This is a genomic window from Streptomyces sp. CB02009, from assembly GCF_001905825.1.
Classification (GTDB): Bacteria; Actinomycetota; Actinomycetes; order Streptomycetales; family Streptomycetaceae; genus Streptomyces.
This window is the reverse complement of record NZ_LIVV01000005.1, coordinates 212,053-235,459: the sequence shown is the minus strand read 5'-3', so window position 1 is coordinate 235,459 and position 23,407 is coordinate 212,053. Positions and strand designations below refer to the sequence as shown.

The following is a 23,407-nucleotide window of genomic DNA, read 5'->3' as shown; positions in this document are numbered from 1 at the left end:
CTTCGGCGTGGCCGTGTCACCAGGCGCTGGTGGCCTTCCGCTCGTCCGGCAGGAAGATCCACAGGCCGAGGTAGATCAGGAACTGCGGGCCGGGCAGCAGGCACGAGACCAGGAAGATCAGACGCATCGTGTTCGCGGAGATGCCGAAGCGCCGGGCCAGGCCCGCGCACACTCCGCCGATCACGCGTCCGTCACGAGGGCGGGTCAGTGCGGCCATGGTGGGCTCCTTCGGAGTCGGTCCGGGAGCCGCTCCTTCGGGCTCCCGATGACTCCATGGTGCCGCCGGAGGACCCTCCGGGGCGTCGGTCTACCGGGCGATCGGGACCCTGGGAATCGTCGGGGTCGCACCCTGAGACCCCTCGTTCCTGAGCAGGGCCGCACCCCGGCCCGGCGTGCTCCCCGCGGAGGACTCCGCCCGCCCCCCGTCCGACCTGCGGCGCAGCCAGGTGCGGCCGGCCGGGACGAAGAGGAGGTGCGCCAGCGCCACCCCGGCGGTGTTCAGGAGGACCGAGTCCACGTCCACGACCTGACCGGGCACGGCGGTCTGCAGCAGTTCCACGGCGAGGGACACCAGCGCGCCCGCGGCGGTCGTCCGGGCGAGGGAGGCCCACCCGGAGACACGGAGCCGTCCGTCGGCCATCGGCAGCAGGACCCCCAGCGGGGCGAGGAGCAGCAGTCCCTCGCCGATCAGCCGGACGGCCTCGGCGGTACCGAGGGCCAGGTCGGCGCGGAGGCCGTCGAGGGGGACGATGTTCGGCGCGGTGACCCAGGCGACGTCCCGTGGGCGCAGGCTGAGCCAGGCGACGAGCAGCAGATGCGCGAGGAGGAGGGCGAACCCCGCCACGCGGACGACCACGGCGGCACTGCCGCCCGAACCTTGACGCTGCACGCCCCCCAAGACGCCCCGAACAGCGATTCCGGTTCCGCCCGGGCGGAACCGCCGCCCGGGCGCCCGGCGCCGCCCCGCCCCCGGCCGGGGGCGTCAGCCCGGGGCCGGGGCCGTGGGCGGGGTGGATTCCGGGCGTTCGCGGAGCTCGGTCGTGCAGCGGTAGCGCTTCGGCGGGTACGCGCCAGGCCCGGCCAGCAGCACCGTCTGGCCGCCCGCCCCCGCCGAGCTCGCCGCGAACGTGCAGACCAGCTGCGACAGGGCGGTCGGCGCCAGGTCCTCCGGCTGGCGGCTCAGCCGCAGCGTGCCCGCCGGGTCGCCCTTGTGGCCGCGGCCCACCACCAGCGGACCGCGGACCGCCGTCGTGTACCCGGCCCGCTGCTCGCTCTCCGAGGGCTCGGCCAGCAGCTGCGCGAGCAGCCCCGACGCCGTGCGCACCGGGTCGCCGCCCGCCTTCTCCTCCGGCAGCGAGCGCCGGTCCACCGCCTCCAGCTGCGAGCCGCAGACCAGGAACACCCGCACCGGCACGCCCTGCACCGGCGTGCCGGTCGTCCCGTCCTGGGTGACACTGCACGGGACCCGGGACGGGGCCGCGCCCGCGTCCACCGGGACCGATGTGGTCCTGATCCCGCAGCCGCCGATCAGCGCGGTGACTGCGACGAGTCCGGCCGTCACGGCCGTACGCCCCACGATGCGGCGTCTCACGCTTCCTCCACCTCGCCCTGGCTGCTGCGGGTCTGCACCTCGCGGGTGATCCCCGACGCGTCGAGCGGCAGCCGCAGCACGAACACCGCGCCGTCCACCGCACCGTCCTCGCCGACCGAGTTGTCGGCGGTGATGGAACCGCCGTGGATCAGCGCGTTCTCCATGGCGATCGACAGGCCGAGCCCGCTGCCGTCGGACCGGGGCCGGGAGGCGCTCGCCTTGTAGAAGCGGTCGAAGACGTGCGGCAGCACCTCTTCGGGGATGCCGGGGCCGTGGTCGCGTACGGCGATGACCAGTTCGTCGTCCTCGGTGCGCACCGAGACCCGGACCGGCGAACCGCCGTGCTTCAGCGCGTTCCCGATCAGGTTCGCCAGGATCACGTCGAGCCGGCGCGGGTCGAGCGGCGCCACGATGCCGCGCTCGGCGTCCAGGTCGACCGCGTCGAGCCACGCGCGCGCGTCGATGCACGCGGTGATCTGGTCGGCGATGTCCACCTCGTCGAGGACGAGCCGGGCGGTGCCCGCGTCGAAGCGGGTCACCTCCATCAGGTTCTCGACCAGGTTGTTCAGCCGCCGGGTCTCGCTGACCACCAGGGCGACGGCCGGGGCGATCATCGGGTCGAGGGAGTCCTGCTCGTCCTCGAGGACCTCCGTGACGGCGGTGAGCGCGGTCAGCGGGGTCCGCAGCTCGTGCGACATGTCGGCGACGAACCGCCGGGAGGACTCCTCGCGGGCGCTCATGTCCGCGACCTTCTTTTGCAGTGACTCGGCCGCGCTGTTGAACGTCCGCGTGAGGTCGGCCAGTTCGTCGGCGCCGGTGACCCGCAGCCGGGTGTCGAGCTTGCCCTCGCCGAGCTGCTTGGCCGCCTCGCCGAGCCGGTGCACCGGGCGCAGCACGGTGGTCGCCGCGACCTGCGCGAGCAGCACGGACCCGGCCACCGCGAGGGCGGTCGCGATCCCGAGCGACCAGGCGAGCGAGTTCAGATCCGCCTTCTCCGCGGCCAGGGACTTGAACATGTAGCCGGCGGGCCCGCCGCCGTCGACGCGCGTGCCGCCGACCAGGTACGGCGTCCCGTTCCGCTCCGTACGCTGCCAGAACAGGTGGTACGGGTACGGGTTGGCCTCCGTCACCGGCCGTTCCGTGTCCACGGCCTCGCGCAGCGAGCGCGGCACGTCGGCCAGGGTGAAGTCGTCCGGGTCCGAGGCGCCGACGATCGGCTTGCCCGCGTCCCGCTCGCCGAGCAGCAGCACCTGGTAGTTGGCGCTGCCCGTCGCCATCAGCTCGGCGGTCCGCCGCAGGTCGTCCTGCGTGGGCCGGAGCGGAAGCGTCGCCGCCCGGTTCTGCATCTCCTGCCGGAAGTCGTTGAGCGCCCCGTCCTGGGTGCGCGTCAGCACCGCCTCGCGGTTCAGCCAGTACGCGATGCCGGAGGCGGCGACGGCCGCGGTGAGCGCGACCAGGGCGAAGACGACGACAAGACGCAGCCGCAGGCTGGAGAGGCGCAGCCGCGTGACGATCCCCTTGCTCACGCAGGAACGTCCAGCCGGTAGCCGACCCCGCGCACGGTACGGATGAGCGTCGGCGAGGACGGCACGTCCTCCACCTTGGCGCGCAGCCGCTGCACGCAGGCGTCGACGAGCCGCGAGTCGCCCAGGTAGTCGTGCTCCCAGACGAGCCGCAGCAACTGCTGCCGGGAGAGCGCCTGTCCGGGCCGTCGGCTCAGTTCCAGGAGCAGCCGCAGCTCGGTCGGGGTGAGCTGGAGGTCCTCGCCGTTCTTGGTGACCGTCATCGCGGAGCGGTCGATCACCAGCGAGCCGTAGGTCGCCGAGTCCGTCGACTCCCGTTCCCCGCGCCGGAGTACGGCCCGGATCCGGGCGTCGAGGACGCGGCCCTGGACCGGCTTGACGACGTAGTCGTCGGCTCCGGACTCCAGGCCCACGACCACGTCGATGTCGTCGCTGCGCGCGGTCAGCAGGATGATCGGCAACTGGTCCGTGCGGCGGATCCGCCGGCAGACCTCGAAGCCGTCGATGCCGGGCAGCATGACGTCGAGCACGACCAGGTCCGGCCGCTGCTCGCGCAGCAGCTGGAGGCCGTCCTCACCGGTCGCGGCGGTGGCCACCCGGTGGCCCTGCCGCGACAGGGAGAGTTCGAGGGCCGTGCGGATGGCGTCGTCGTCCTCGATCAGCAACAGAAAAGGCACGGGCAGCATTCTGTCGCATTCGGCCGTCCGAGTTCGACCGCTGGGAGGCGCGCTTCTGGACGGGCCCCTGTGACACGCCTGTGACAGTCGGCGGACAACGCCATGAAGTCCGATGGGCAAGCTTCATTGCACACGGACCGAAACACACTCCAACCGACGGGGGGCGCCGGATGAACGCACTGCACAGCACCACCTCAAGCGCAGTAGTCACGCGTCTCCACGACGTCGTGCGGAGCACGGAGAAGTCCGGCGTTGTCACGAACGGGCGGGGGTGCGTTCGCAGCGTCGGGCGTCAGCGCAAGGCGCCGTACATGGTGGCCATTGCTGACGGGGGAGCGGCGTACGGGGAGGTCACGGGGGAGCGCAACTGTTCGGAGGCCGAGTTCACGGCCTACGTCCAGGAGCGTCGTGCCTCCCTGTACGCCACCGCCTACCACCTCACCGGTGACCGGTTCGAGGCCGAGGACCTGCTCCAGAGCGCACTGTTCTCCACGTACCGCGCCTGGGAGCGGATCAGTGACAAGGCCGCGGTCGGCGGGTACCTCCGCCGCACCATGACCAATCTGCACATCAGCGCCTGGCGCCGGCGCAAGCTGAACGAGTACCCGACCGAGGAGCTGCCGGAGACGGTGGGCGAGACGGACGCGATGCGCGGCACGGAGCTGCGCGCGGTGCTGTGGCAGGCGCTGGCCCGGCTGCCCGAGCTCCAGCGGACGATGCTGGTGCTGCGCTACTACGAGGGCCGTACCGATCCGGAGATCGCGGAGATCCTGGACATCAGTGTCGGCACGGTGAAGTCGAGCATCTGGCGGTCGCTGCGGCGACTGCGCGAGGACGAGGTGCTCAGCTTCGGACGTGACGAGGAGGAGTCCTTCGGCGAGCTGGTGGCCTGAAGGCTGGGGGAAAGACCCACGGGGGCTACGGGGGAAACGGAGCCGTCGGGGGAGCACGGGGGAACCGTACGGGGGTACGGGGAAGGCGACGCGGGTCGTACGGGCTGGGGGGCCCGTACGACCCGCGTCGTGTTTTCCCGGCTCTCGGCTCTCGGCTTTTAGCTCGCGGCGGGGGTGCGATGGCGGCCCGCGGCCGCGGCTGCCAGGCGGCCCAGGGCCTCCGGCTTGGCGCAGGGGTGCGCGCCCAGCTCCGACTGGCGGGCGACGATCGCCCGCTCCGCGCGCATCAGCCGCCAGCCGCGGCGCAGCAGGAACGGGACCGACTTGCGGCCCTCGCGCAGGTCGCGGGCGAGCCGGCGGCGGAAGGTCGTCGAGGGGCGGCCGCGCAGGCAGAGCGCGTCGGCGAGGACGTCGAGCTCACGGCAGCGGGCCACGATCTCGGCCGCGAAGATCCCCTCCGCCACGAACAGCGGCGTGCGTCCGATGTCCAGCCGCTCGCGGTCCACCCGGGAGCTGGTGGCGAGGTCGTACACGGGGACGTCGGTCCGTCCGGTGCTGCACAGTTCGACGATGGCGGCGACGGCGGTGTCCGCGTCCCAGGACCCCGGGGAGTCCCAGTCGATGTCCGCGCTGCCCTCCACGAGAGGGAGGGTCGGGTCGCCGGCCTCCTTGTAGAAGTCGTCGAGGCGCAGGACCGGGAGGCCGGTGACGGCGGCGAGGGACGACTTGCCGGAGCCTGAGGGGCCCGCGAGCAGGACGACACGGGTCGGGATCGGTTGGGAACTCACGGGACACCAGTGTGAAGCATTCCCCCGTGCAGGGGACCCCCGAGGAAGCCCGTTGGTATCGAGCATCACACCTCAACTACTGTCGGTGCTCGCCCGGTCACCCCTCGGAAGGATCATCATGGCGCGTCACGCAGAACCCCGGAGCACCCGTCGCAGCGCCCTGCTCGCGGCAGGGCTCACCGTCACGGCGGCGGGCGCCGCGGTGCTCGGCGCCGGTGCGGCGGCGCAGGCCGTGGCCCCGGTGCCGCTGCCCGTCGACTCGCTGACCAGGACGGACGCGACCGCGGCCGGTGCGGGTGCGCTCTCCGGTGTCACCCACGGGATCGGCCCGCTGACCCGGCTCCAGCTCGACCCGCTGGCCAACACCGGCGTCGACCCGCTCGACAACGGCCTCGGCACCCAGATCGCCGACTTCAAGCCGGTGGGCACCAACCTGGTCACCGACCACATCACGAAGGGCGGGGCAGTCGCCGATCTGCCGGTGGCCGGTCCGCTGACCCGGGGGCTGCTCGGCTAGCGGAGCCGGTTCCGGGATCCAGCGCGGTGTCCCGTACGAGCCAGGCCACGGCGAAGGCCAGGGCGGCGACCAGTGCCGTGCCGAGCAGCACCCCGTGCACCCCGCTCGTCACGGCCGCCGCCAGTCCCTCCCGGGCCGGCTCCGGCAGCCGCAGGGCCTGTGCCGGGGTCAGACGGGTGTCGGCCCCGTCGAGGCGCGCGGTGAACACGGCGCCGAGGACGGCCACGCCGAGCGAGCCGCCGAGCGTCCGCACGAGGGTGACGGTGCCGCTGGCCGCGCCCATGTCGCGCGGCTCGGCGCCGTACATCGTGACGAGCAGCGTGGCCTGCATGAGGAGGCCCATGCCCGCGCCGACGACCACGGTCAGCCCGGAGGCGACGGCGACGGGGGTGTCCACGTCGAGCAGCAGCAGGGCGAGCGCGCCCGCCGTCATCAGCGCGCCGCCGAGGATCGGGTACATCCGGTAGCGGCCGGTCCTGGCGATGATCCGGCCCGATCCCAGTTGCGCGGCGACCATGGCGAGCATCAGCGGGAGCAGCAGCAGTCCGCTCGCCGTGGACGACTGTCCGCGGGCGAACTGCAGGTACTGCGGCAGGTAGTTCAGGACGGCGATCATGCCCGCGCCGACCAGGAGGCTCAGGATCTGCGCCAGCGTGAAGTTGCGGGTGCGGAAGAGCCGGGGCGGGATGACGGCCTCCTCGGCGCGCCGCTCGACCCGGACGAACCAGGCGAGCGCCACGACCGCGAGCGCGCCCAGGGTGAGGATCCGGGGCGAGGTCCAGGCGTGGGCGGTGCCGGCCCAGCCGGCGAGCAGGGTCAGCGCGAGGACCCCGGTGGTCAGCAGCAGGGCTCCCGCCCAGTCGACGCGGGCCCGGACGCGCGGGGTCCGTACGCGTAGCCGGAGCGAGACGATCAGCAGGGCGGCGAGGCCGACGGGCAGGTTGACGTAGAAGGCCCAGCGCCAGTTCAGGTGGTCGGTGAGGAGGCCGCCGAGGAGCGGGCCGCCGGCGAAGGCGGCCGGCAGCATCGCCCCGGTGACTCCCTGGACCCGGGCGCTGTCCTTCGGGGCCACCAGGGTGCCGATGAGGGCGAAGGCGCCGACCATCAGGCCGCCGGCGCCGATGCCCTGGAGGGCGCGGAAGGCGATGAGCTGGCCCATGCTCTGCGCGAGGCCGGAGAGGACCGATCCGGCGAGGAAGACGCCGACGGCGGAGAGGTAGGCGCCCTTGCGGCCGCGGAGGTCGCCGAGCTTGCCCCAGAGCGGGGTGGCGACGGCGGCGGTGAGGAGGTAGGCGGTGACGACCCAGGACAGCCGGTCGAGGCCGCCGAGTTCGCCCGCGATGGTGGGGAGGGCGGTGCCGACGATCGTGCCGTCGAGGGTCGCGAGGACGACGCCGAGCATGAGTCCGGTGATGCCCAGGTAGGGGATGCGGGTGTCCGGTTCGGTGGTCTGAGCGGTCGTCATGGCTCAAGCCGCGTAAGGCTTGTTCGCGCGGGCGTCGCGCAGCGCCTCGCCCCACCAGGCGAGTTGGTCGAGCATCGCCTTCGCCGCGGTGTCGGTGGCCGGGTCGACGGCCCGGCCGTTCTCGTCGAACTGGCACCAGACGCCCTGGAGTCCGACCGTCTCGCGGATGGTGACGGCGTGGAGTTCGGCGAAGACGGCCCGCAGGTGCTCGACGGCGCGCAGGCCGGCGGAGAAGCCGCCGTAGGAGACGAAGCCGACGGGCTTCGCCTGCCATTCGCGGTGGTGCCAGTCGATCGCGTTCTTCAGGGAGGCCGGGTAGCTGTGGTTGTACTCGGGGGTCACCACGACGAAGGCGTCGGCGGCGGCCAGGCGCGGTGACACGGCGGCGAGCAGGGCGCGGTCCTCGGCGCGCTCGGGGGCCTGGCCGAGGTGCGGGAAGACGGTCGGCAGCGGGGTCTCGGCCAGGTCGATCAGATCGGTGGTCAGGTCCGGGCGGTCGGCGGCGTGGTGGAGCAGCCACTTCGCGACGACGGGGCCGAGGCGGCCGTCGCGGGTCGAGCCCTGGATCACGGCGAGGTGCAGCGGAGCGGTCATGGGTTCCCCCTGGAACATCGTTGTGTACGGCGTACACCGACTGGTGTACAACGTACACGCCGATGTGTACGGCGTCCACAAGGCATACGCTGTACGCGAGAGAGGGAGGCCCCAGTGCCGAAGAAGGAAGAGACGGACGACGTCTCGCTGTGGGAGCGCCTGGAGCGGCCCGCGGCGGCACCGCGGGCGTCCCTCAGCGCCGGGAGGATCGCCGAGGTCGCGATCGGCATCGCGGACCGCGAGGGGTTCGCCGCCGTGACCATGCGGAAGGTCGCCACCGAACTGGGCGTCGCGCCCATGGCCGCCTATCGGCACGTCAACGGCAAGGACGAGCTGTGGGCGCTCATGATCGACCGGGTCTCCGGCGAGCTGGCACCGGCGGACGAGGTCACCGGCTGGCGGGAGACGCTCCGCGCGTACGCGCTGCGGACCCGGGAGATGATGCTGCGCCACCCCTGGCTCGCCCACATGCCGGCGCCGCTCTTCGCGCTCACCCCGGCCCGGATGGCGGCGGCCGAGCGCCAGCTGGCCTCACTCGACGGGCTCGGGCTCGACGTCGACACGATGATGGCCGCGTTCCGGGCGGTCAACGCCTACGTCCACGGGGCCACGCAGTCCGAGGCCGCGCTGCGCCGGTACATGGAGGAACAGGGCTGGCAGAGCGCCGACGACACGCGCCGGGGGCTCGCCCCGCAGATGTCGTACCTGATGGAGACCGGGCGCTACCCGACCTACCGGCGGTACACGCGGGGGGCCGCGCGCAAGGACGACGCGGCCTGGCAGTTCGAGACGGGACTCGACTGCGTGCTCGACGGCGTGGCGGGGCTCGTGGAACGCGGCCGGGCATGACGACAGGCCCCCGGGAGCACCCGGGGGCCTGTCGTACCGGACCGCTCGGCAGGCCGAAGCGGTCCGGTGGCGGCTAGGCCGTCTCTTCCGGATCTTGCCTGACCCGTGCCGCCCGGCACCGCACCTCGCCGCGTTGTCGAGACACCCGAGTACGCCCAGTACGCGGGAGCCTCTCCGCCTTGCGATGCGTCCCCTCGGCCCTGGCGGGCCTGGGGAGGCCCCAGGCACCGGACGACACGGGCTTGACCGGCAAGATCCGAAAGAGACGGCCTAGTACGAGGAGCCGCTCGCGCCCAGCGAACCCGTCGGGTGCCAGACGGTCTTCGTCTCCAGGAACGCCGTCATGCGGTCCGTGCCCGGGGACTCCGCGAAGTCCTCGGTGCGCGGGCGCAGGACGCGCTTCAGGTTGTCCGCCGCCGCGATCTCCAGGTCGCGGGCGAGGTCGCCCCCGGTCGCGCCCGTCAGGTCGATCGCGTTGACGTCCTGGTGGGCCGCCAGGTGCGGGCCCATCTCCGCGGCCTTGCCCGAGAGGATGTTGACGACACCGCCCGGCAGGTCGGAGGTGGCGAGCACCTCGCCCAGGGAGAGGGCGGGGAGCGGCGACTTCTCCGAGGCGATGACGACCGCCGTGTTGCCCGTGGCGATCACCGGGGCGATCACCGAGACCAGGCCGAGGAAGGACGAGTCCTGCGGCGCCACGACCGTGACGACACCGGTCGGCTCGGGCGTGGAGAGGTTGAAGTACGGGCCCGCGACCGGGTTCGCACCGCCCACGACCTGGGCGATCTTGTCCGTCCAGCCCGCGTACCAGACCCAGCGGTCGATCGCCGCGTCGACGACCGCGGCCGCCTTCGACTTCGACAGGCCCTCCGCGTCCGCGACCTCGCGGACGAACTGGTCCCGGCGGCCCTCCAGCATCTCGGCGACGCGGTAGAGGATCTGGCCGCGGTTGTACGCGGTCGCGCCCGCCCAGCCGCCGAAGGCCTTGCGGGCGGCGACGACCGCGTCACGGGCGTCCTTGCGGGAGGACAGCGGAGCGTTCGCCAGCCACTTGCCCTTGGAGTCCGTCACCTCGTACACCCGGCCGCTCTCGGAGCGGGGGAACTTGCCCCCGACGTACAGCTTGTAGGTCTTGAAGACGCCAAGACGGGTCACGTCAGACATCGAGGTAGGCCTCCAGACCGTGACGGCCGCCCTCGCGGCCGAAGCCCGACTCCTTGTAACCGCCGAACGGCGAGGTCGGGTCGAACTTGTTGAACGTGTTGGCCCAGACGACACCGGCGCGGAGCTTGTTGGCGACCGCCAGGATGCGGGAGCCCTTCTCCGACCAGATGCCGGCGGACAGGCCGTACTGGCTGTTGTTGGCCTTCGCGACGGCCTCGTCGGGTGTACGGAAGGTCAGCACCGACAGGACCGGGCCGAAGATCTCGTCGCGGGCGACCGTGTGCGCCTGGGTGACGTTCGTGAAGAGCGTCGGGGCGAACCAGTAACCGGCCTCGGGGATGTCGCACGCGGCGGTCCAGCGCTCGGCGCCCTCCGCCTCGCCCTGCTCCACCAGCGAGGTGATCCGCGCCAGCTGCTCCGAGGAGTTGATGGCGCCGATGTCGGTGTTCTTGTCCAGCGGGTCGCCGAGGCGGAGGGTGCTCAGGCGGCGCTTCAGGCTGTCGAGCAGCTCGTCCTGGATCGACTCCTGGACGAGGAGGCGCGAGCCCGCGCAGCAGACCTGGCCCTGGTTGAAGAAGATGCCGTTGACGATGCCCTCGACGGCCTGGTCGATCGGGGCGTCGTCGAAGACGATGTTCGCGCCCTTGCCGCCCAGCTCCAGGGTGACCTTCTTGTCGGTGCCGGCGATCGACCGCGCGATGGCCTTGCCGACGGCGGTCGAACCGGTGAAGGCGACCTTGTTCACGTCGGGGTGCTCGACCAGCGCGGCGCCCGTGTCCCCGTACCCGGGAAGGATGTTGACGACGCCCTTCGGCAGCCCCGCCTGGCGGCAGATGTCCGCGAAGAACAGGGCGGTCAGCGGGGTCGTCTCGGCCGGCTTCAGGACGACCGTGTTGCCGGTCGCGAGCGCCGGGGCGATCTTCCACGCCAGCATGAGCAGCGGGAAGTTCCACGGGATGACCTGACCGGCCACGCCGAGCGGGCGGGGGTTCGCGCCGTAGCCCGCGTGGTCGAGCTTGTCGGCCCAGCCCGCGTAGTAGAAGAAGTGCGCGGCGACCAGCGGGAGGTCCGCGTCGCGCGTCTCCTTGATCGGCTTGCCGTTGTCCAGCGTCTCCAGGACGGCCAGCTCGCGGCTGCGCTCCTGGATGATCCGGGCGATGCGGAAGAGGTACTTCGCCCGCTCGGAGCCGGGCAGCGCCGACCACTTCTCGAACGCCTTGCGGGCCGCCTTCACCGCACGGTCGACGTCCTCGGCGCCCGCCTGGGCGATCTCGGAGAGGACCTCCTCCGTGGCGGGGGAGACGGTCTTGAAGACCTTGCCGTCGGCCGCCTCGACGAACTCGCCGTCGATGAACAGGCCGTAGTTCGGGGCGATGTCGACGACGGACCGGGACTCGGGCGCCGGTGCGTACTCGAATGCAGATGCCATGTTGATCAGTCCACCGTCACGTAATCGGGGCCGGAGTAACGGCCGGTCGCCAGCTTCTGGCGCTGCATCAGCAGGTCGTTGAGCAGGCTGGAGGCACCGAAGCGGAACCAGTGGTTGTCCAGCCAGTCCTCACCCACGGTCTCGTTGACGAGAACCAGGAACTTGATCGCTTCCTTGGTGTTCCGGATGCCGCCGGCCGGCTTCACACCGATCTGCACGCCGGTCTGGGCGCGGAAGTCGCGCACGGCCTCCAGCATGAGCAGGGTGTTGGCCGGGGTGGCGTTGACCGCGACCTTGCCGGTCGAGGTCTTGATGAAGTCCGCGCCGGCCATCATGCCGAGCCAGGAGGCCCTGCGGATGTTGTCGTACGTGGACAGCTCGCCGGTCTCGAAGATCACCTTGAGGCGGGCGCGGTCGCCGCACTCCGCCTTGATCGCGGCGATCTGCTCGAAGACCTGCAGGTAGTGGCCGGCGAGGAAGGCGCCACGGTCGATGACCATGTCGATCTCGTCGGCGCCCGCGGCGATGGCGTCCGCCGTGTCGGCGAGCTTCACGGGGAGCGCCGCGCGGCCGGCCGGGAAGGCGGTGGCGACCGAGGCGACCTTGACGCCGGAGCCCGCGAGGGCGGCCTTGGCGGTGGCCACCATGTCCGGATAGACGCAGACGGCGGCGGTCGTCGGGGTCGAGCGGTCGGTCGGATCGGGACGGACGGCCTTGGCGGCGAGCGCCCGGACCTTGCCCGGGGTGTCCGCGCCTTCGAGCGTCGTCAGGTCGATCATGGAAATGGCCAGGTCGATGGCGTACGCCTTGGACGTGGTCTTGATCGAGCGGGTGCCGAGGGACGCGGCGCGCGCCTCCAGGCCGACGGCGTCGACGCCGGGCAGCCCGTGGAGGAAGCGGCGCAGCGCACCGTCGGACGCGGTCACGTCGGCGAATGCGGATGCTGCGGATGCAGTGGTGGGCATGGTCACCAGTCGAGCATATCTACGCGCGTAGCGACCTGTACAGGGGAGGGGCTTCACAGAGCCCGAGGTCACAGCCGGGCGGTCGGCGTGGTGCGTGCGCCGGGAGGGTGCGGGGAGGGTGAGGGGAGGGCGCCGGCAGGGCGGGCGGGGAGGGTGCGGGGAGGCCTGTCACAGGCCCGTGACATGGAGTGGACACGTCCTGAATGCAAGATCAATAGATTCTTTCCCAGCAGCCGGCCAGACCTCGCCGAACCCCCCGAACGGACTGAGAAAAAGCGGCATGCGACTCACTATCCACCTGCCTGATCTCCAGGAGTCGTTATGCGCACCGCCCTTCGCACCGCCATCACCACCGCCCTCGTCGCGGGCGTCGCCCTCACCCCCGCCGTGGCGGCGGGCACCGCCTTCGCCGCCGACGGACCGGTCACCGCCGCGCCCGCGACCACCTCGCCGGCCTCGTCCGGCGTACGGTCCGCCGACGTCAAGCCGTCCGACGAGGTTCCGGCCGAGGGCGGCACGGACGCCACGGACGCGGTGAAGACCGCGAAGGGCGTGAAGGACGCGAAGGACGCGAAGGGTGTGCGGGGCGATGCGGGTGCGAAGCCCCAGAAGGGCGACGCGGGCTCCGAGGGCGCCGAGGGTCCCGAGAGCGTCACGGCCGGCGGCACCGCGCAGGGCACCCTCGTCCGCACCGAGACCCTCCTGACCGGCACCGTCGCCAGGATCTACAAGGTCAACGCGCAGAACCACCGCGCCGAGCTGTTCCGCGAGGGCCACCCGGTCGGCGTCCTGGAGGCCGTCACCCGCTCCGCCGCCGGCCAGGACAACGGCGAGTTCTTCGTCCTCAACCCGGACGGCACCACCCACAACTGGGCCGGCAACATCGCGGGACCCAAGCCCGGCACCTACCGCCTCGCCGACGGGACCGTCGTCCAGCTCGACAGGAAGGACGGCCGCTTCGGCCTCCAGCTGATCGAGAACGGCAAGGGCCGCGGCTACACCTACGTGACCGGCGTCCGCTCCGTCTGGACCTTCGGCAAGGCCGTCGTCGTCCTGGAGCAGGACGGGCAGTTCGCCGCGTACGTCCCCGGTGCGTCGAAGCAGGGCGCCCCGCAGCCGGTCGCCGCGGGCGGCACGCAGACCGGGCCGGGCACCGGCGGGTCCACCGTCGTCCTCGGCACGTGCACGGTCAGCCGTACCGTCGCCATCGGCGCGGGCACGAAGGCCGAGCTGTTCATGACCCGGCAGGGTCCGCTGGCCGAGTTCAGCACCGCCGACGACAACGGCAAGGACCAGGTCTTCGCGATGGTCGACCGGGCGCACCCGTCGCTGCCGAAGAGCGTCGGCTTCGTCGGCCGGATCATCGACCCGCAGAGCGCCACGCCGTCGCTCTTCACCCAGGTCGAGGGCGGCCCGGGTGCCAAGGGCGCCACGCACGCCTTCCCGAAGCTGCCGAAGGGCTGCACGTTCGAGACGGCCCCGGGCGGTACGTCGAACGGCACCGCGGGCACCGGCACGGCCACGGGTACCGGCAGCGGCACCGGAACGGGCGTCACCACCCACGCCGGTCAGACCTCCGTCATCCCCAAGGGCGCGGTCGCCGCCGGTGCCGAGCTCGGCACCGAGGACGACGGCACCGCGCTGCTCGCGGCCGGTGCCGGGGCCTCGCTCGCCGCCGCGGGCCTGGGCTTCGTGGTCCTGCGCCGCCGGTACGCGGCGGCCCGCGTCTGACCCGCCGGCGCACCGCGCCCCGCGGCAGCCGCACCAGCCGCTCCTTGCGGCACCCGCACCACCCGCTCCACCCGCACCTTGCGGCACCAGCACCACCAGCACCACCCGCTCCACCCCGACTCCCTGCCCCTTGACCCGAGCGGGAGCGACACCCCACCCCCGGCCGGTCGCCGCGTCCCACGCGGCGACCGGCCGGACCCCGTCCGCCGTCCGTCTGACCCCGTCCCCCGTCCGCCCTCTGCCCCCGCCCGGAGCCCGCCCGTGAACCGTCGCCGTCACCCCGCCCGTATCGCCCCCGTCCTCCTGTGTGCCGTCCTCGCCGCGCTCACCGGATGCTCGGCCGGCGGCGGGCAGCAGGTCGTCACCCCTCCCGCGCGGATCTCCGGGGCCACCTCGGCCCCCGCGCCGACCGCGAGCTCCGCTCCGGTCCGCCCGCTCGCCCGTTCCCTGCCCGTGCGGGTCCGGGTCCCCGCCGCCGGGGTCGACACCGGCGCCGCAGGGCCCGTCCTGGAGCTCGGGCTCGCCGCCGACGGCACCGTCGAGGTCCCCTCGGTCGTGGACGCCGACCGGATCGGCTGGTACGACAAGGGCGTCACGCCCGGGCAGACCGGCCCCGCCGTCCTCATCGGGCACTTCGACACCGCCCGGGGCCCCGCCGTGCTGAAGAACGTCTCCGAGGTCGCGGTCGGCGACGAGATCAGCGTCACCCGGGCCGACGGGACCACCGCGGTCTTCCGGGTCAGGGAGCTGGAGCAGGTCGGCAAGGGCGCGTTCCCGACGGCCAAGGTGTACGGCGACACCGACCGTCCCGAGCTGCGCCTCATCACCTGCGGCGGCGAGCTGGTCGACGGCCACCGCCCCGACAACATCATTCTGTACGCCGATCTCGTGGCCACGCGGGCCGCCTGAGCCCCCACCGGCCCACTGAGGCACAATCGGCCCCATGACGACCCCCGAGCCGACCCCCGAGCCCAGCCACGAGCCGAGCCGCGAGTCGACCCCCGAGCAGCCGTCCGCCGGGAAGAAGCCCGCGGGGCGCAAGCCCGCGGGGCAGAAGTCCGCACGGCAGCAGCCCGCCGGGCAGCCGTCCACGGGGCAGGAGTCCCCCGACCGCGTCTTCCGGTCGCCGCTCGGGATCGCCAGCGGGGTGTTCCTGTTGATCCTCGCGGCCCTGTTCGCCAGTGACGTGCTGTTCCGCGGGGAGGGCCGGTCGCCCTGGCTCGCGCTCGCGGGCCTCCTCCTCGCGGTGCCGCTGATCGTCGCCTTCACGATCCGTCCGGCCGTCTACGCCAACGACGACCGGCTCCGCATCCGCAACCCGTTCCGGTCGATCACGCTGCCCTGGTCGACGGTCGCCGACGTCCGCGCCGGGTACTCCAGCGAGGTCTTCACCCAGGACGGCGCCAAGTACCAGCTGTGGGCCGTCCCCGTCTCGCTGCGCCAGCGCAAGAAGGCGGCCCGCCGCGCCTCCCGCGCCTCCCAGGACGACCCGCACGGCCGCACCTCGGTCAGCGCCGACGTCCGGGACAGCGCGTCGCGCACCGCGCCCACCGACCAGACGGTCGCCGACCTGCGCGAGCTCGCCGAGCGCCGGGCGGGCACCCCGGGCGCGGCCGGTGAGGCGCGGGTCCGCTGGGCGTACGAGATCGTCGGCCCCGCGGTGGCCGGGCTGCTGCTCCTGGTGATCCTGCTCGCGACGGGCTGACCCTGCTCGCGAGGGGCTGACCCTGCTCGCGAGGGGCTGATCCTGCCGACCCTGCTCGCGATGGCCTGTCCGCCCCGTCCGGTGACGGGCCCCGCCCCGCCGCCGGTGTCCTAGGGGCAACCTCCTGGTGAAGCGTGCCACCCCGCAATTGGTTTAGCACCCAACCGTCACCCCGGTCTCAATAGATTGCGCTTGCCGAGACTGTGGGGGTGGGGGCGATGACCAAGGGCACCGGTGTGTCCGGAACGCGTTGTCTGGTCGACATGGGGGCCGACGGACGCTACGGATGGCGACTCGTCGCGCAGAACGGGAGGGTCGTCGCGCGGTCGGGGGTCTGCTACGACGACCACGCCCGGTGCCGAGAGGCCTTCACGGCCCTCTGCGCCGGGCACGCGGACATGGCCGGCGGCGTGCAGCACACCGCCGGCGGCAACGGCTGGGTGTGGCTGCTGCGCGACGCCGAGGGGCGTACCGCCGCCCTCTCGGGACGCTCGTACGAACGCCATTCCACCTGCCGCACCGCCTATGCGCGGTTCCGTGCCCTGATCGCCACCGAGGGACCCAGATGGTCCTCGACCGCCTTATGGTGAACGGAAGTTGCCCCGCGCACGCCCCTCGTTCACATCGAGGGGAACACGTGTCCACCGGGCAGGACTTACGTCCTTCCCGTGACGACCGAGACCCTTGACCCGCCACCCGACACGCCGCGACGGCTCCACGCCGACCCCGGCCTTCCCGACCGGGTGTTCCGCGCCGTCGCCCGCACCGGCGGCGGCTTCGTCCTCGCGGTCATGCTCCTCGTCGGCGGCTTCCTGCTCCTCCGTGCCTGGCAGGCCCTCGACCGTGCCGGACTCTCCTTCCTCACCACCGAGAACTGGGAGCCCGACGCCGGACGGTTCGGCATCGCGGCCGTCCTGCTCGGCACCGTCCTGATCGCCCTCGTCGCGATCGCCGTGGCCGTGCCGCTGGCCACCGGAGCCGCCCTCTACATCTCCGAGTACGCGGCGCCCCGGCTGCGCCGCACCCTGATCTCCACCGTCGACCTGATGGCCGCCGTGCCGTCCGTCGTCTACGGGCTGTGGGGGGTCTTCTGGCTGGAGGAGTCGATCCTCCCGATCGCCCGCTGGATCGCCACGTACCTCGGCTGGATCCCGTTCCTGCGGGTCGACGGCGCCGACCCCGGCGATCCGCTGGCCCCGCCCACCGTCTACACGTCGTCGACCTTCGTCGCCGGTCTCGTCGTCGCGATGATGGTCGCGCCGATCATCTGCTCGATCATGCGCGAGGTCTTCTCCCAGGCACCCGCCGGCGAACGCGAGGGCGCGTACGCGCTCGGCGCCACCCGCTGGGGCATGATCCGCAGCGTCGTCCTGCCCTTCGGCAAGGGCGGCATGATCGGCGGCACCATGCTCGGCCTCGGCCGCGCCCTCGGCGAGACGATCGCCGTCTACATGGTCATCTCGCAGGTCTTCACCATCCAGTGGCACGTCCTGCAGACCGGCACCAGCTCGGTCTCCTCACTCATCGCCCTGCGCTACGGCGAGGCCACGCCCTTCGGCATGTCCGCCCTGATGGCGGCCGGCTTCGCCCTCTTCGTGATGACCCTGATCGTCAACTTCGCCGCTTCGTCCATCGTCGCGCGCAGCCGCTCCGGCGCCGCCAGCGACGCCTAGCCCGCGCGCTCCTCAAGGGGGAACCGAACCCGATGACCATCGCCCCGGAGCGGCCGAAGCCGCGACCGCCCACCGAGCAGGCCCCGCCGCCGCCCGGACCCGAACGGCGCCGCACCACCGGCAGCACGCGCGCCTCCGACGTGTACGCGCTGCTCGGCGCCGCGGCCGCCTCGCTCGCCCTCACCTGGCTGCTCTTCGCCCGCCTGCTGCCCTTCAGCGGCGCCGTCGGCTTCGTGATCGTCGCGTACGTCCTGTTCATCGGGCTGTACGCGCTGCTCGTCTCCTTCGACGAGGACGGGCCGGCCGTACGGGACCGGATCGCCGGAGCCGTCGTCCGCAGCCTCGGGCTGCTGCTCCTCGCCGTCCTCGTCTTCGTCGTCGCCTTCACGCTCTGGGAGGGCCGCAAGGCCCTCGTCCACCTCAACTTCTTCACCGAGGACATGAGCCTGGCGGGACCGCTCGAACCGCTCGACGTCGGCGGCATCCTGCACGCCGTCGTCGGCACCCTCGAACAGGTCGGCATCGCGCTCGCGCTCACCGTGCCCACCGGCGTCGTCTGCGCCGTCTTCCTCACCGAGGTGCCCGGCCCCTTCGCGCGCCTGGTCCGCACGATCGTCGAGGCCATGACGGCGCTGCCGTCGATCGTCGCGGGACTCTTCATCTACGCGACCGTCATCCTGGCCCTGGGCGCCGAGCGCTCCGGCCTCGCCGCCTCGCTCGCCCTCTCCGTGATGATGCTGCCGATCATCATCCGCGCCTCCGACGTCGTCATCCGGCTCGTCCCGGGCACGCTGCGGGAGGCCTCGTACGCCATGGGGTCCTCGCGCTGGCGCACGGTCTGGCACGTCGTCCTGCCGACCGCCCGCTCGGGGCTGACCACGGCCGTGATCCTCGGCACCGCGCGCGGGGTGGGGGAGACCTCGCCCGTGCTGCTGACCGCCGGGTTCACCGCCGAGCTGAACGCCCTGCCGACCTCCGGCGCGCAGGTGTCCCTGCCGCTCGCCACCTTCGAGCTCGTGAAGTCGCCCGAACCGAACATGATCGCCCGCGGCTTCGGCACCGCAGCCGTCCTCATGCTGCTCGTCCTGCTCCTCTTCGTCCTCGCGCGGATCGCGGGCGGGCGCGGGCCCGGGCAGCTGACGAAGCGCCAGGAGCGGCGCAGGGCCCTCGCGTCGCGGCAGGACGCGGCCCGATGGGCCTCCGCCACCGCGGCGGCGGCGCCTTCCGGGACGGCGTCCGCCTTCGGGACCGCCTCCGCCTCCGGGACCCCCGCCGCGCCCGCCGACCGATCCGTACCTCCGAGGAGCACGCCGTGAGATCCGCCGCCCCGCTCGCCCGCACCGCCCTGGGGCTCGCCGCAGCCCTGTGCGCGGTGCTCGCCCTGCTCGTCCATCCGCCCGCCGCGCAGGCCGCCGGATACACCAAGATCACCGGCTCCGGCTCCACCTGGAGCTCCAACGCCGTCGAGCAGTGGCGCCGCAACATCGGCGCCAACGTCGGCCTCACGGTCAACTTCAACGCCAACGGCTCCTCGCAGGGCCGCGAGCAGTTCAAGAACGGCACCGTCGACTTCGCCGTCTCCGAGATCCCGTACGGCCTCAACGACGGCGGCGCCACCGACGTACCGCCGCGCCGGGGCTACGCGTACATGCCGATCGTCGCCGGCGGCACCGCCTTCATGTACAACCTGCGGATCGGCGGCCGCCAGGTCACCAACCTGCGCCTCTCCGGGCCCGTGCTCGCCAAGGTCTTCACCGGCCGGCTGACCATGTGGAACGCGCCGGAGATCAAGGCCGACAACCCCGGCCTCAACCTCCCCGCCCGCCGCATCGTCCCCGTCGTGCGCTCCGACGGCTCGGGCACGACGGCCCAGTTCACCACCTGGCTCGCCAAGGAGAACGGCCCCGTCTGGGACGACTACTGCCGTCGCGCCGGACGCTCCACCCCCTGCGGCATGACCTCGTACTTCCCGGTCGTGCCCGGCACCACCACCGTCGCCAAGTCCGGTTCGCTCGGCGTCTCCGCGCACGTCCGCCAGCCCCAGGGCGAGGGCGCCATCACCTACGTCGAGTACTCGTACGCGATCAACGCGCACTTCCCGGTCGTCAAGGTCCTCAACGCCTCCGGCTACTACGTCGAGCCGACCGCCCAGGCCGTCGCCGTCGCCCTGCTCAAGGCCCGCATCAACACCGACCGGAACTCGACGAACTACCTGACGCAGATCCTCGACGACGTCTACCAGTCCCGGGACGAGCGCGGCTACCCGCTCTCCAGCTACAGCTACATGGTCGTCCCCACCTCGGAGACCGCCCCGCACACCGCCGAGAAGGGCCGCTCCCTCGGCACCTTCGCCCGCTACTTCCTCTGCGAGGGCCAGCAGCAGGCCGAGGAGCTCGGCTACTCGCCGCTCCCCAGGAACCTCGTGCAGGCCGGCTTCGACCAGGTCCGCCGGATCCCCGGCGCGCCGACCGGCGCGGTCGACCTGTCCGACTGCCGCAACCCCACCTTCTCGGCCGACGGCACCAACACCCTCGCCAAGAACGCGCCGCGGCCGAAGGCCTGCGACAAGCGCGGTCCCACGCAGTGCGGGGACGGCACGGGCGGCGCGAAGGGAACGGACACCCAGGTGAACAACGGCGGTGCGACCGGGGGCTCCGCCACGGGCGGCCCGACCGGCGGCAACGGGAACGGCTCGGGTACGGGCGGCTCCGGCGGTTCGACCGGCAGCGGCTCCGGCGGAGCCGGCTCCACCGGCGGCACGGGCGGCGGCAGCACGGGCGGAGCCACCGGCTCCGGCGCCGGTGCCGGTACGGGCGGCGGTGGTTCCGCGAGCGGCGGAACGGGCGGCGGGAGCACGGGCTCCGGCGGCTCCGCCACCGGCGGCGGCACGGGCGGCGGCGCCGTGGACCCCGACACCGGCGAGATCATCGGCGACGGCGGAGGTACGGGCGGCGGCACCGGCGGCGGCCAGGACTACGGCGGCAACCAGATCGTCGGCTCCCCGGTCACCCTCGCCGCGGACACGGGCGGCGGCCTGCGCGGCGTCCTCATGGCCCTCTCCGCCTTCCTGCTCCTCGCCACCGTCGTCGCGCCGCCGCTCGTCGGCCGCGCGCTCGCCGCCCGGGCCGAGCGCCAGGGAGGCGGACGGTGAGGCCGGCACCCACCCGCGGGACCGGACTGGGGGCGCTCCTCGCCGCGGTCGTGCTCGCCCTGGTCCCGCTGCCGCAGGACCCGTCCGCAGCGGCGGCGACCGGCCCTTCGCGGAACTCCGCGCCTTCCCAGAAGTCCACGCCTGCGCAGGACTCCACGCCTGCGCAGGACTCCACGCCTGCGCAGGACTCCACGCCTGCGCAGGACTCCGCGCCGACGCAGGACTCCGCGGTGACGAAACGGGGGACCAAGGGGCCGTACGACGACTTCTCGACGCTCGAAGTGACGGTCCACCAGACGAGGAACCTGCGCTCGCAGGGGCTGAACGTGACCTGGAAGGGCGGGCGGCCCACACAGGGGCGGAACACCGACTACCTCCAGATCATGCAGTGCTGGGGCGACGACCCGGCAGGGCCGCGGCGCGAGCAGTGCCAGCTCGGCGCCGGCGCCAAGGGCTCCGACTTCGGCGCCTTCATCGGCAGCCGCCTCCTCCCGGTCGGCTCCGACCCGCTGGAGAAGCAGTACGGCGAGCGGATCCCCGACCCGGAGTACCCGGGGCAGACGACCGACCCGTTCGTGCCCTTCACCCCGGTCTCCGGCCCCGCCACGACCAAGCCCACCGACTGGACCTACTTCAGCCCCGGCGACAGCAACGAGGAGTTCTTCGCCACCACGCAGCCCGACGGCACGGGGGAGACGGGCTTCAACCTCCAGTCCACCCGGGAGGCCCCGCACCTGGGCTGCGGCGACCCGGTCGGGTCGGGCGCGAGCGCGCGCGGCCGGGGCTGCTGGCTCGTGGTCGTGCCCCGCGGCTCCCACGACCCGGACGGGACCACCGGGCGTCCCGTCACCTCGGCGTTCTCCACCACCAACTGGAACCGGCGCATCGTCTTCCCGCTCGGCTTCCTGCCCGTCCGCGAGCCCTGCCCCACGGACAAGGCCGAGCGCCGCATGACCGGATCCGAGCTGGTCACGGACGCGCTCACGTCCTGGCAGTCCTCGCTCTGCGCCGACGGCAGCACCCGCTTCACCTTCACCCAGCGCGGTGAGGACCTGGCCCGGGGCAACCTGCTCAACCCGACCTCCACCTCGCCCGGCCTCGCGTTCACCGTCGAGCCCGTCGACGGCGGGGAGAAGGCCGGCTTCGTGCACGCGCCCGTCGCCGTCAACGGGCTGACCGTGGGCCTCTACTGGGAGGCCGACAGGATCGGACTCGTCAAGGACCTGAGGCTGAACCCCCGGCTCCTGGCGAAGCTGCTCACCGGCTCTTACCCGTACGACGTCCGGCTCCTCACCGACAAGGATCCCGTCCCCGACCATCTGAAGGGAAATCCGGAATCCATCCTCCGGGACCCGGAATTCCTGGCGCTGAATCCGCGATTCAAGGAGTTCCAGCAGTCGGTGATGAACTACCCGGGCGGAATCCTGCTTTCCGCCGACCGCTCGGACAGTACGCGCGTCGTCTGGAACTACCTGCGCGCCGACCGTGATGCGCGCGCATTCCTCGAAGGGAACGCGGACCCCTGGGGAATGCGGATCAACCGCTATTTCAAGGATCTCGGGCTCGCCTCGGCAGGCTCCTACGAATTCCCGAAGGCCGACCCGACGGAGACGAAGCTGGTCGAGGGGGAGCTCGACATCACCTACGGCATGGTCGACCGCTCGCCCTACGCCATCGACCTGCACGACGCCGCGCGCGCGGTCCGCCGGGGCACCAACGGCGCCAAGGACCGCGCGGCGCCCGACACGGCGACCGGCGGGCTGAAGCTCACGGGCGGCGACGTGCCCCCGGGCTCCCGCCGGGCCTACGGCATCACCGACGCGGCCTCGGCGGCCCGCTACCAGCTCCAGATCGCGGCCCTGCCGAACGCCGACGGCACCTACGTCCACCCCACCGCCGCCGCCATGCTCAAGGCGGTCGACCAGTTCGAGGACTCCGCCGTGCCGGGCGTCCTCACGCCCGACCCGGCGCGCGCCAGGAACGGCGCCTACCCGCTGACGGTGGTGACGTACGCCGCCGCCTCCACCGGCCTTCCGGCCGACGCCCGCAAGGACTACGCGCGCGTGCTGCGCTACGCCGCCGGACCGGGCCAGAAGCAGGGCACCGCCCCCGGCGAGCTGCCCCTCGGCTACGCGCCGATGCCCGCGAAGCTGAAGGCCAGGGCCGCCGCGGCGGCCGACCGCCTGGAGCGCGGGGCGCCGACCGGGCCGGGCTCCACCACGGGCGGCGCGGGCGGCGGTTCGACCGCCGGCGCCGGCGGGTCGAGCGGAGGCCCGGACTCCGGCGGCGGCCAGGGAGCGAGCGGCTCCACGGGCTCCACGGACACCGGCCCGGGCGGCTCAGGAGGCGCGGCATCCGGCGGCGGCGGGTCCGCGAGCGGCACGGACACCGGCGGGTCCGCCGGGACACCGTCCTCCGCCGCCCCGCCACCGCCCTCCGGCGGGAACACCGGAGGCCCCGGCGGCGCACCGGGGGAGGAGCTCGCCGGCACCGGCAGCACCCCGTCGCAGGTGCTCGGCGCCATCCGCTGGGCCCTTCTCGCGGTCCTGGTCGCCGGGGGACTCGCCGGTGTCGCGGGGCCCGCCGTTCTGGCCGCGGCCCGCCGCCGGATTCCCTCGGATTCACCTAGGACAGGAATTCGTAACCTGAAGAGCGGCTGAACGTGGTGGCCGCCCCTGCCGCCCGTACGGAA

The 23,407-nt window shown here is 72.9% G+C and carries 22 protein-coding genes; 11 read left to right on the top strand and 11 right to left on the bottom strand.

Annotated elements, in window-relative coordinates:
• Positions 1 to 16: 16 nt before the first annotated feature.
• The 5 genes from AMK27_RS20530 to afsQ1 form a co-directional block, all read right to left on the bottom strand.
• On the bottom strand, positions 17 to 217 hold the full coding sequence (locus AMK27_RS20530; RefSeq protein ID WP_073910162.1) for a PspC domain-containing protein: 201 nt from the start codon (positions 215 to 217) through the stop codon (positions 17 to 19).
• A gap of 90 nt (positions 218 to 307) precedes the next feature.
• Positions 308 to 889, bottom strand: coding sequence for a VanZ family protein (locus AMK27_RS20525; RefSeq protein WP_073910159.1), 582 nt, complete (start codon positions 887 to 889; stop codon positions 308 to 310).
• 93 nt (positions 890 to 982) lie between these two features.
• A complete protein-coding gene (locus AMK27_RS20520; RefSeq protein WP_073910156.1) occupies positions 983 to 1,591 on the bottom strand; it encodes a hypothetical protein in 609 nt (202 codons plus the stop codon).
• Complete coding sequence (locus AMK27_RS20515) at positions 1,588 to 3,117, bottom strand: sensor histidine kinase (RefSeq protein ID WP_073910153.1); 1,530 nt, start codon at positions 3,115 to 3,117, stop codon at positions 1,588 to 1,590. The genes AMK27_RS20520 and AMK27_RS20515 overlap by 4 nt, the downstream gene beginning before the upstream one ends.
• A complete protein-coding gene (gene afsQ1 / locus AMK27_RS20510) occupies positions 3,114 to 3,791 on the bottom strand; it encodes a two-component system response regulator AfsQ1 (RefSeq protein ID WP_017239746.1) in 678 nt (225 codons plus the stop codon). Before afsQ1 ends, AMK27_RS20515 begins: the two co-directional genes overlap by 4 nt.
• A gap of 170 nt (positions 3,792 to 3,961) precedes the next feature.
• Between afsQ1 and AMK27_RS20505 the strand changes: the two genes are divergently transcribed.
• A complete protein-coding gene (locus AMK27_RS20505) occupies positions 3,962 to 4,684 on the top strand; it encodes a SigE family RNA polymerase sigma factor (protein WP_073910151.1) in 723 nt (240 codons plus the stop codon).
• A 158-nt stretch (positions 4,685 to 4,842) separates the two neighbouring features.
• Here the strand turns inward: AMK27_RS20505 and AMK27_RS20500 are convergent, their stop codons facing one another.
• Positions 4,843 to 5,538 carry a uridine kinase family protein gene (locus AMK27_RS20500; RefSeq protein ID WP_073910149.1) on the bottom strand — a complete coding sequence of 232 codons (696 nt, stop codon included), beginning with the start codon at positions 5,536 to 5,538 and terminating at the stop codon, positions 4,843 to 4,845.
• A 52-nt stretch (positions 5,539 to 5,590) separates the two neighbouring features.
• Between AMK27_RS20500 and AMK27_RS20495 the strand changes: the two genes are divergently transcribed.
• On the top strand, positions 5,591 to 5,989 hold the full coding sequence (locus AMK27_RS20495; protein ID WP_073910147.1) for a hypothetical protein: 399 nt from the start codon (positions 5,591 to 5,593) through the stop codon (positions 5,987 to 5,989).
• Here the strand turns inward: AMK27_RS20495 and AMK27_RS20490 are convergent.
• Positions 5,922 to 7,454 carry an MDR family MFS transporter gene (locus tag AMK27_RS20490; RefSeq protein WP_073910145.1) on the bottom strand — a complete coding sequence of 511 codons (1,533 nt, stop codon included), beginning with the start codon at positions 7,452 to 7,454 and terminating at the stop codon, positions 5,922 to 5,924. The two genes, AMK27_RS20495 and AMK27_RS20490, sit on opposite strands and share 68 nt — an antisense overlap.
• 3 nt (positions 7,455 to 7,457) lie before the next feature.
• Positions 7,458 to 8,048, bottom strand: coding sequence for an NADPH-dependent FMN reductase (locus AMK27_RS20485; RefSeq protein ID WP_073910143.1), 591 nt, complete (start codon positions 8,046 to 8,048; stop codon positions 7,458 to 7,460).
• 114 nt (positions 8,049 to 8,162) lie between these two features.
• Here AMK27_RS20485 and AMK27_RS20480 point away from each other — a divergent pair, with 114 nt between their 5' ends.
• A complete protein-coding gene (locus tag AMK27_RS20480; RefSeq protein ID WP_073910141.1) occupies positions 8,163 to 8,897 on the top strand; it encodes a TetR/AcrR family transcriptional regulator in 735 nt (244 codons plus the stop codon).
• 270 nt (positions 8,898 to 9,167) lie between these two features.
• Here the strand turns inward: AMK27_RS20480 and AMK27_RS20475 are convergent, their stop codons facing one another.
• The 3 genes from AMK27_RS20475 to deoC are packed head-to-tail and all read right to left on the bottom strand — an operon-like array spanning position 9,168 to position 12,455.
• Positions 9,168 to 10,061, bottom strand: coding sequence for an aldehyde dehydrogenase family protein (locus AMK27_RS20475; protein ID WP_073910139.1), 894 nt, complete (start codon positions 10,059 to 10,061; stop codon positions 9,168 to 9,170).
• The gene (locus tag AMK27_RS20470) at positions 10,054 to 11,490 is read right to left on the bottom strand and encodes an aldehyde dehydrogenase family protein (RefSeq protein ID WP_073910137.1); all 1,437 of its coding nucleotides are present in this window, start codon (positions 11,488 to 11,490) and stop codon (positions 10,054 to 10,056) included. The genes AMK27_RS20475 and AMK27_RS20470 overlap by 8 nt, the downstream gene beginning before the upstream one ends.
• 5 nt (positions 11,491 to 11,495) lie before the next feature.
• Positions 11,496 to 12,455 (bottom strand): deoxyribose-phosphate aldolase, encoded by a 960-nt coding sequence (gene deoC / locus AMK27_RS20465; protein ID WP_073911843.1) that lies wholly within the window; start codon positions 12,453 to 12,455, stop codon positions 11,496 to 11,498.
• Between the two features lie 321 nt (positions 12,456 to 12,776).
• On the opposite strand from deoC, the gene AMK27_RS20460 reads away from it, so the two are divergent.
• The 8 genes from AMK27_RS20460 to AMK27_RS20425 all read left to right on the top strand — a co-directional run bounded on the left by AMK27_RS20460 (position 12,777) and on the right by AMK27_RS20425 (position 23,375).
• Positions 12,777 to 14,186, top strand: coding sequence for a hypothetical protein (locus tag AMK27_RS20460; RefSeq protein ID WP_073910135.1), 1,410 nt, complete (start codon positions 12,777 to 12,779; stop codon positions 14,184 to 14,186).
• Positions 14,187 to 14,447: 261 nt separating this feature from the next.
• On the top strand, positions 14,448 to 15,095 hold the full coding sequence (locus AMK27_RS20455; protein ID WP_073910133.1) for a class F sortase: 648 nt from the start codon (positions 14,448 to 14,450) through the stop codon (positions 15,093 to 15,095).
• 34 nt (positions 15,096 to 15,129) lie between these two features.
• On the top strand, positions 15,130 to 15,891 hold the full coding sequence (locus tag AMK27_RS20450; RefSeq protein ID WP_079188540.1) for a PH domain-containing protein: 762 nt from the start codon (positions 15,130 to 15,132) through the stop codon (positions 15,889 to 15,891).
• A 218-nt stretch (positions 15,892 to 16,109) separates the two neighbouring features.
• The gene (locus AMK27_RS20445; protein WP_107425631.1) at positions 16,110 to 16,481 is read left to right on the top strand and encodes a DUF1508 domain-containing protein; all 372 of its coding nucleotides are present in this window, start codon (positions 16,110 to 16,112) and stop codon (positions 16,479 to 16,481) included.
• Positions 16,482 to 16,559: 78 nt separating this feature from the next.
• On the top strand, positions 16,560 to 17,564 hold the full coding sequence (pstC, locus tag AMK27_RS20440; RefSeq protein ID WP_073910129.1) for a phosphate ABC transporter permease subunit PstC: 1,005 nt from the start codon (positions 16,560 to 16,562) through the stop codon (positions 17,562 to 17,564).
• A gap of 32 nt (positions 17,565 to 17,596) precedes the next feature.
• On the top strand, positions 17,597 to 18,880 hold the full coding sequence (pstA, locus tag AMK27_RS20435; RefSeq protein WP_079188539.1) for a phosphate ABC transporter permease PstA: 1,284 nt from the start codon (positions 17,597 to 17,599) through the stop codon (positions 18,878 to 18,880).
• Positions 18,877 to 20,715, top strand: a complete 1,839-nt coding sequence (gene pstS, locus AMK27_RS20430) for a phosphate ABC transporter substrate-binding protein PstS (RefSeq protein WP_198955912.1) — start codon at positions 18,877 to 18,879, stop codon at positions 20,713 to 20,715. The genes pstA and pstS overlap by 4 nt, the downstream gene beginning before the upstream one ends.
• Complete coding sequence (locus tag AMK27_RS20425; RefSeq protein ID WP_073910127.1) at positions 20,712 to 23,375, top strand: DUF963 domain-containing protein; 2,664 nt, start codon at positions 20,712 to 20,714, stop codon at positions 23,373 to 23,375. The genes pstS and AMK27_RS20425 overlap by 4 nt, the downstream gene beginning before the upstream one ends.
• The last annotated feature ends 32 nt before the right edge of the window (positions 23,376 to 23,407 follow it).

What these genes read in the sequence shown, in the direction of transcription:
- AMK27_RS20530 (WP_073910162.1), bottom strand. Translation starts at nt 217, where the DNA reads ATGGCCGCACTGACCCGCCCTCGTGACGGACGCGTGATCGGCGGAGTG.
- AMK27_RS20505 (WP_073910151.1), top strand. Translation starts at nt 3,962, where the DNA reads ATGAACGCACTGCACAGCACCACCTCAAGCGCAGTAGTCACGCGTCTC.
- AMK27_RS20500 (WP_073910149.1), bottom strand. Translation starts at nt 5,538, where the DNA reads ATGCTCGATACCAACGGGCTTCCTCGGGGGTCCCCTGCACGGGGGAAT.
- AMK27_RS20495 (WP_073910147.1), top strand. Translation starts at nt 5,591, where the DNA reads ATGGCGCGTCACGCAGAACCCCGGAGCACCCGTCGCAGCGCCCTGCTC.
- AMK27_RS20490 (WP_073910145.1), bottom strand. Translation starts at nt 7,454, where the DNA reads ATGACGACCGCTCAGACCACCGAACCGGACACCCGCATCCCCTACCTG.
- AMK27_RS20485 (WP_073910143.1), bottom strand. Translation starts at nt 8,048, where the DNA reads ATGACCGCTCCGCTGCACCTCGCCGTGATCCAGGGCTCGACCCGCGAC.
- AMK27_RS20475 (WP_073910139.1), bottom strand. Translation starts at nt 10,061, where the DNA reads ATGTCTGACGTGACCCGTCTTGGCGTCTTCAAGACCTACAAGCTGTAC.
- AMK27_RS20470 (WP_073910137.1), bottom strand. Translation starts at nt 11,490, where the DNA reads ATGGCATCTGCATTCGAGTACGCACCGGCGCCCGAGTCCCGGTCCGTC.
- deoC (WP_073911843.1), bottom strand. Translation starts at nt 12,455, where the DNA reads ATGCCCACCACTGCATCCGCAGCATCCGCATTCGCCGACGTGACCGCG.
- AMK27_RS20460 (WP_073910135.1), top strand. Translation starts at nt 12,777, where the DNA reads ATGCGCACCGCCCTTCGCACCGCCATCACCACCGCCCTCGTCGCGGGC.
- AMK27_RS20450 (WP_079188540.1), top strand. Translation starts at nt 15,130, where the DNA reads ATGACGACCCCCGAGCCGACCCCCGAGCCCAGCCACGAGCCGAGCCGC.
- AMK27_RS20445 (WP_107425631.1), top strand. Translation starts at nt 16,110, where the DNA reads ATGACCAAGGGCACCGGTGTGTCCGGAACGCGTTGTCTGGTCGACATG.
- pstA (WP_079188539.1), top strand. Translation starts at nt 17,597, where the DNA reads ATGACCATCGCCCCGGAGCGGCCGAAGCCGCGACCGCCCACCGAGCAG.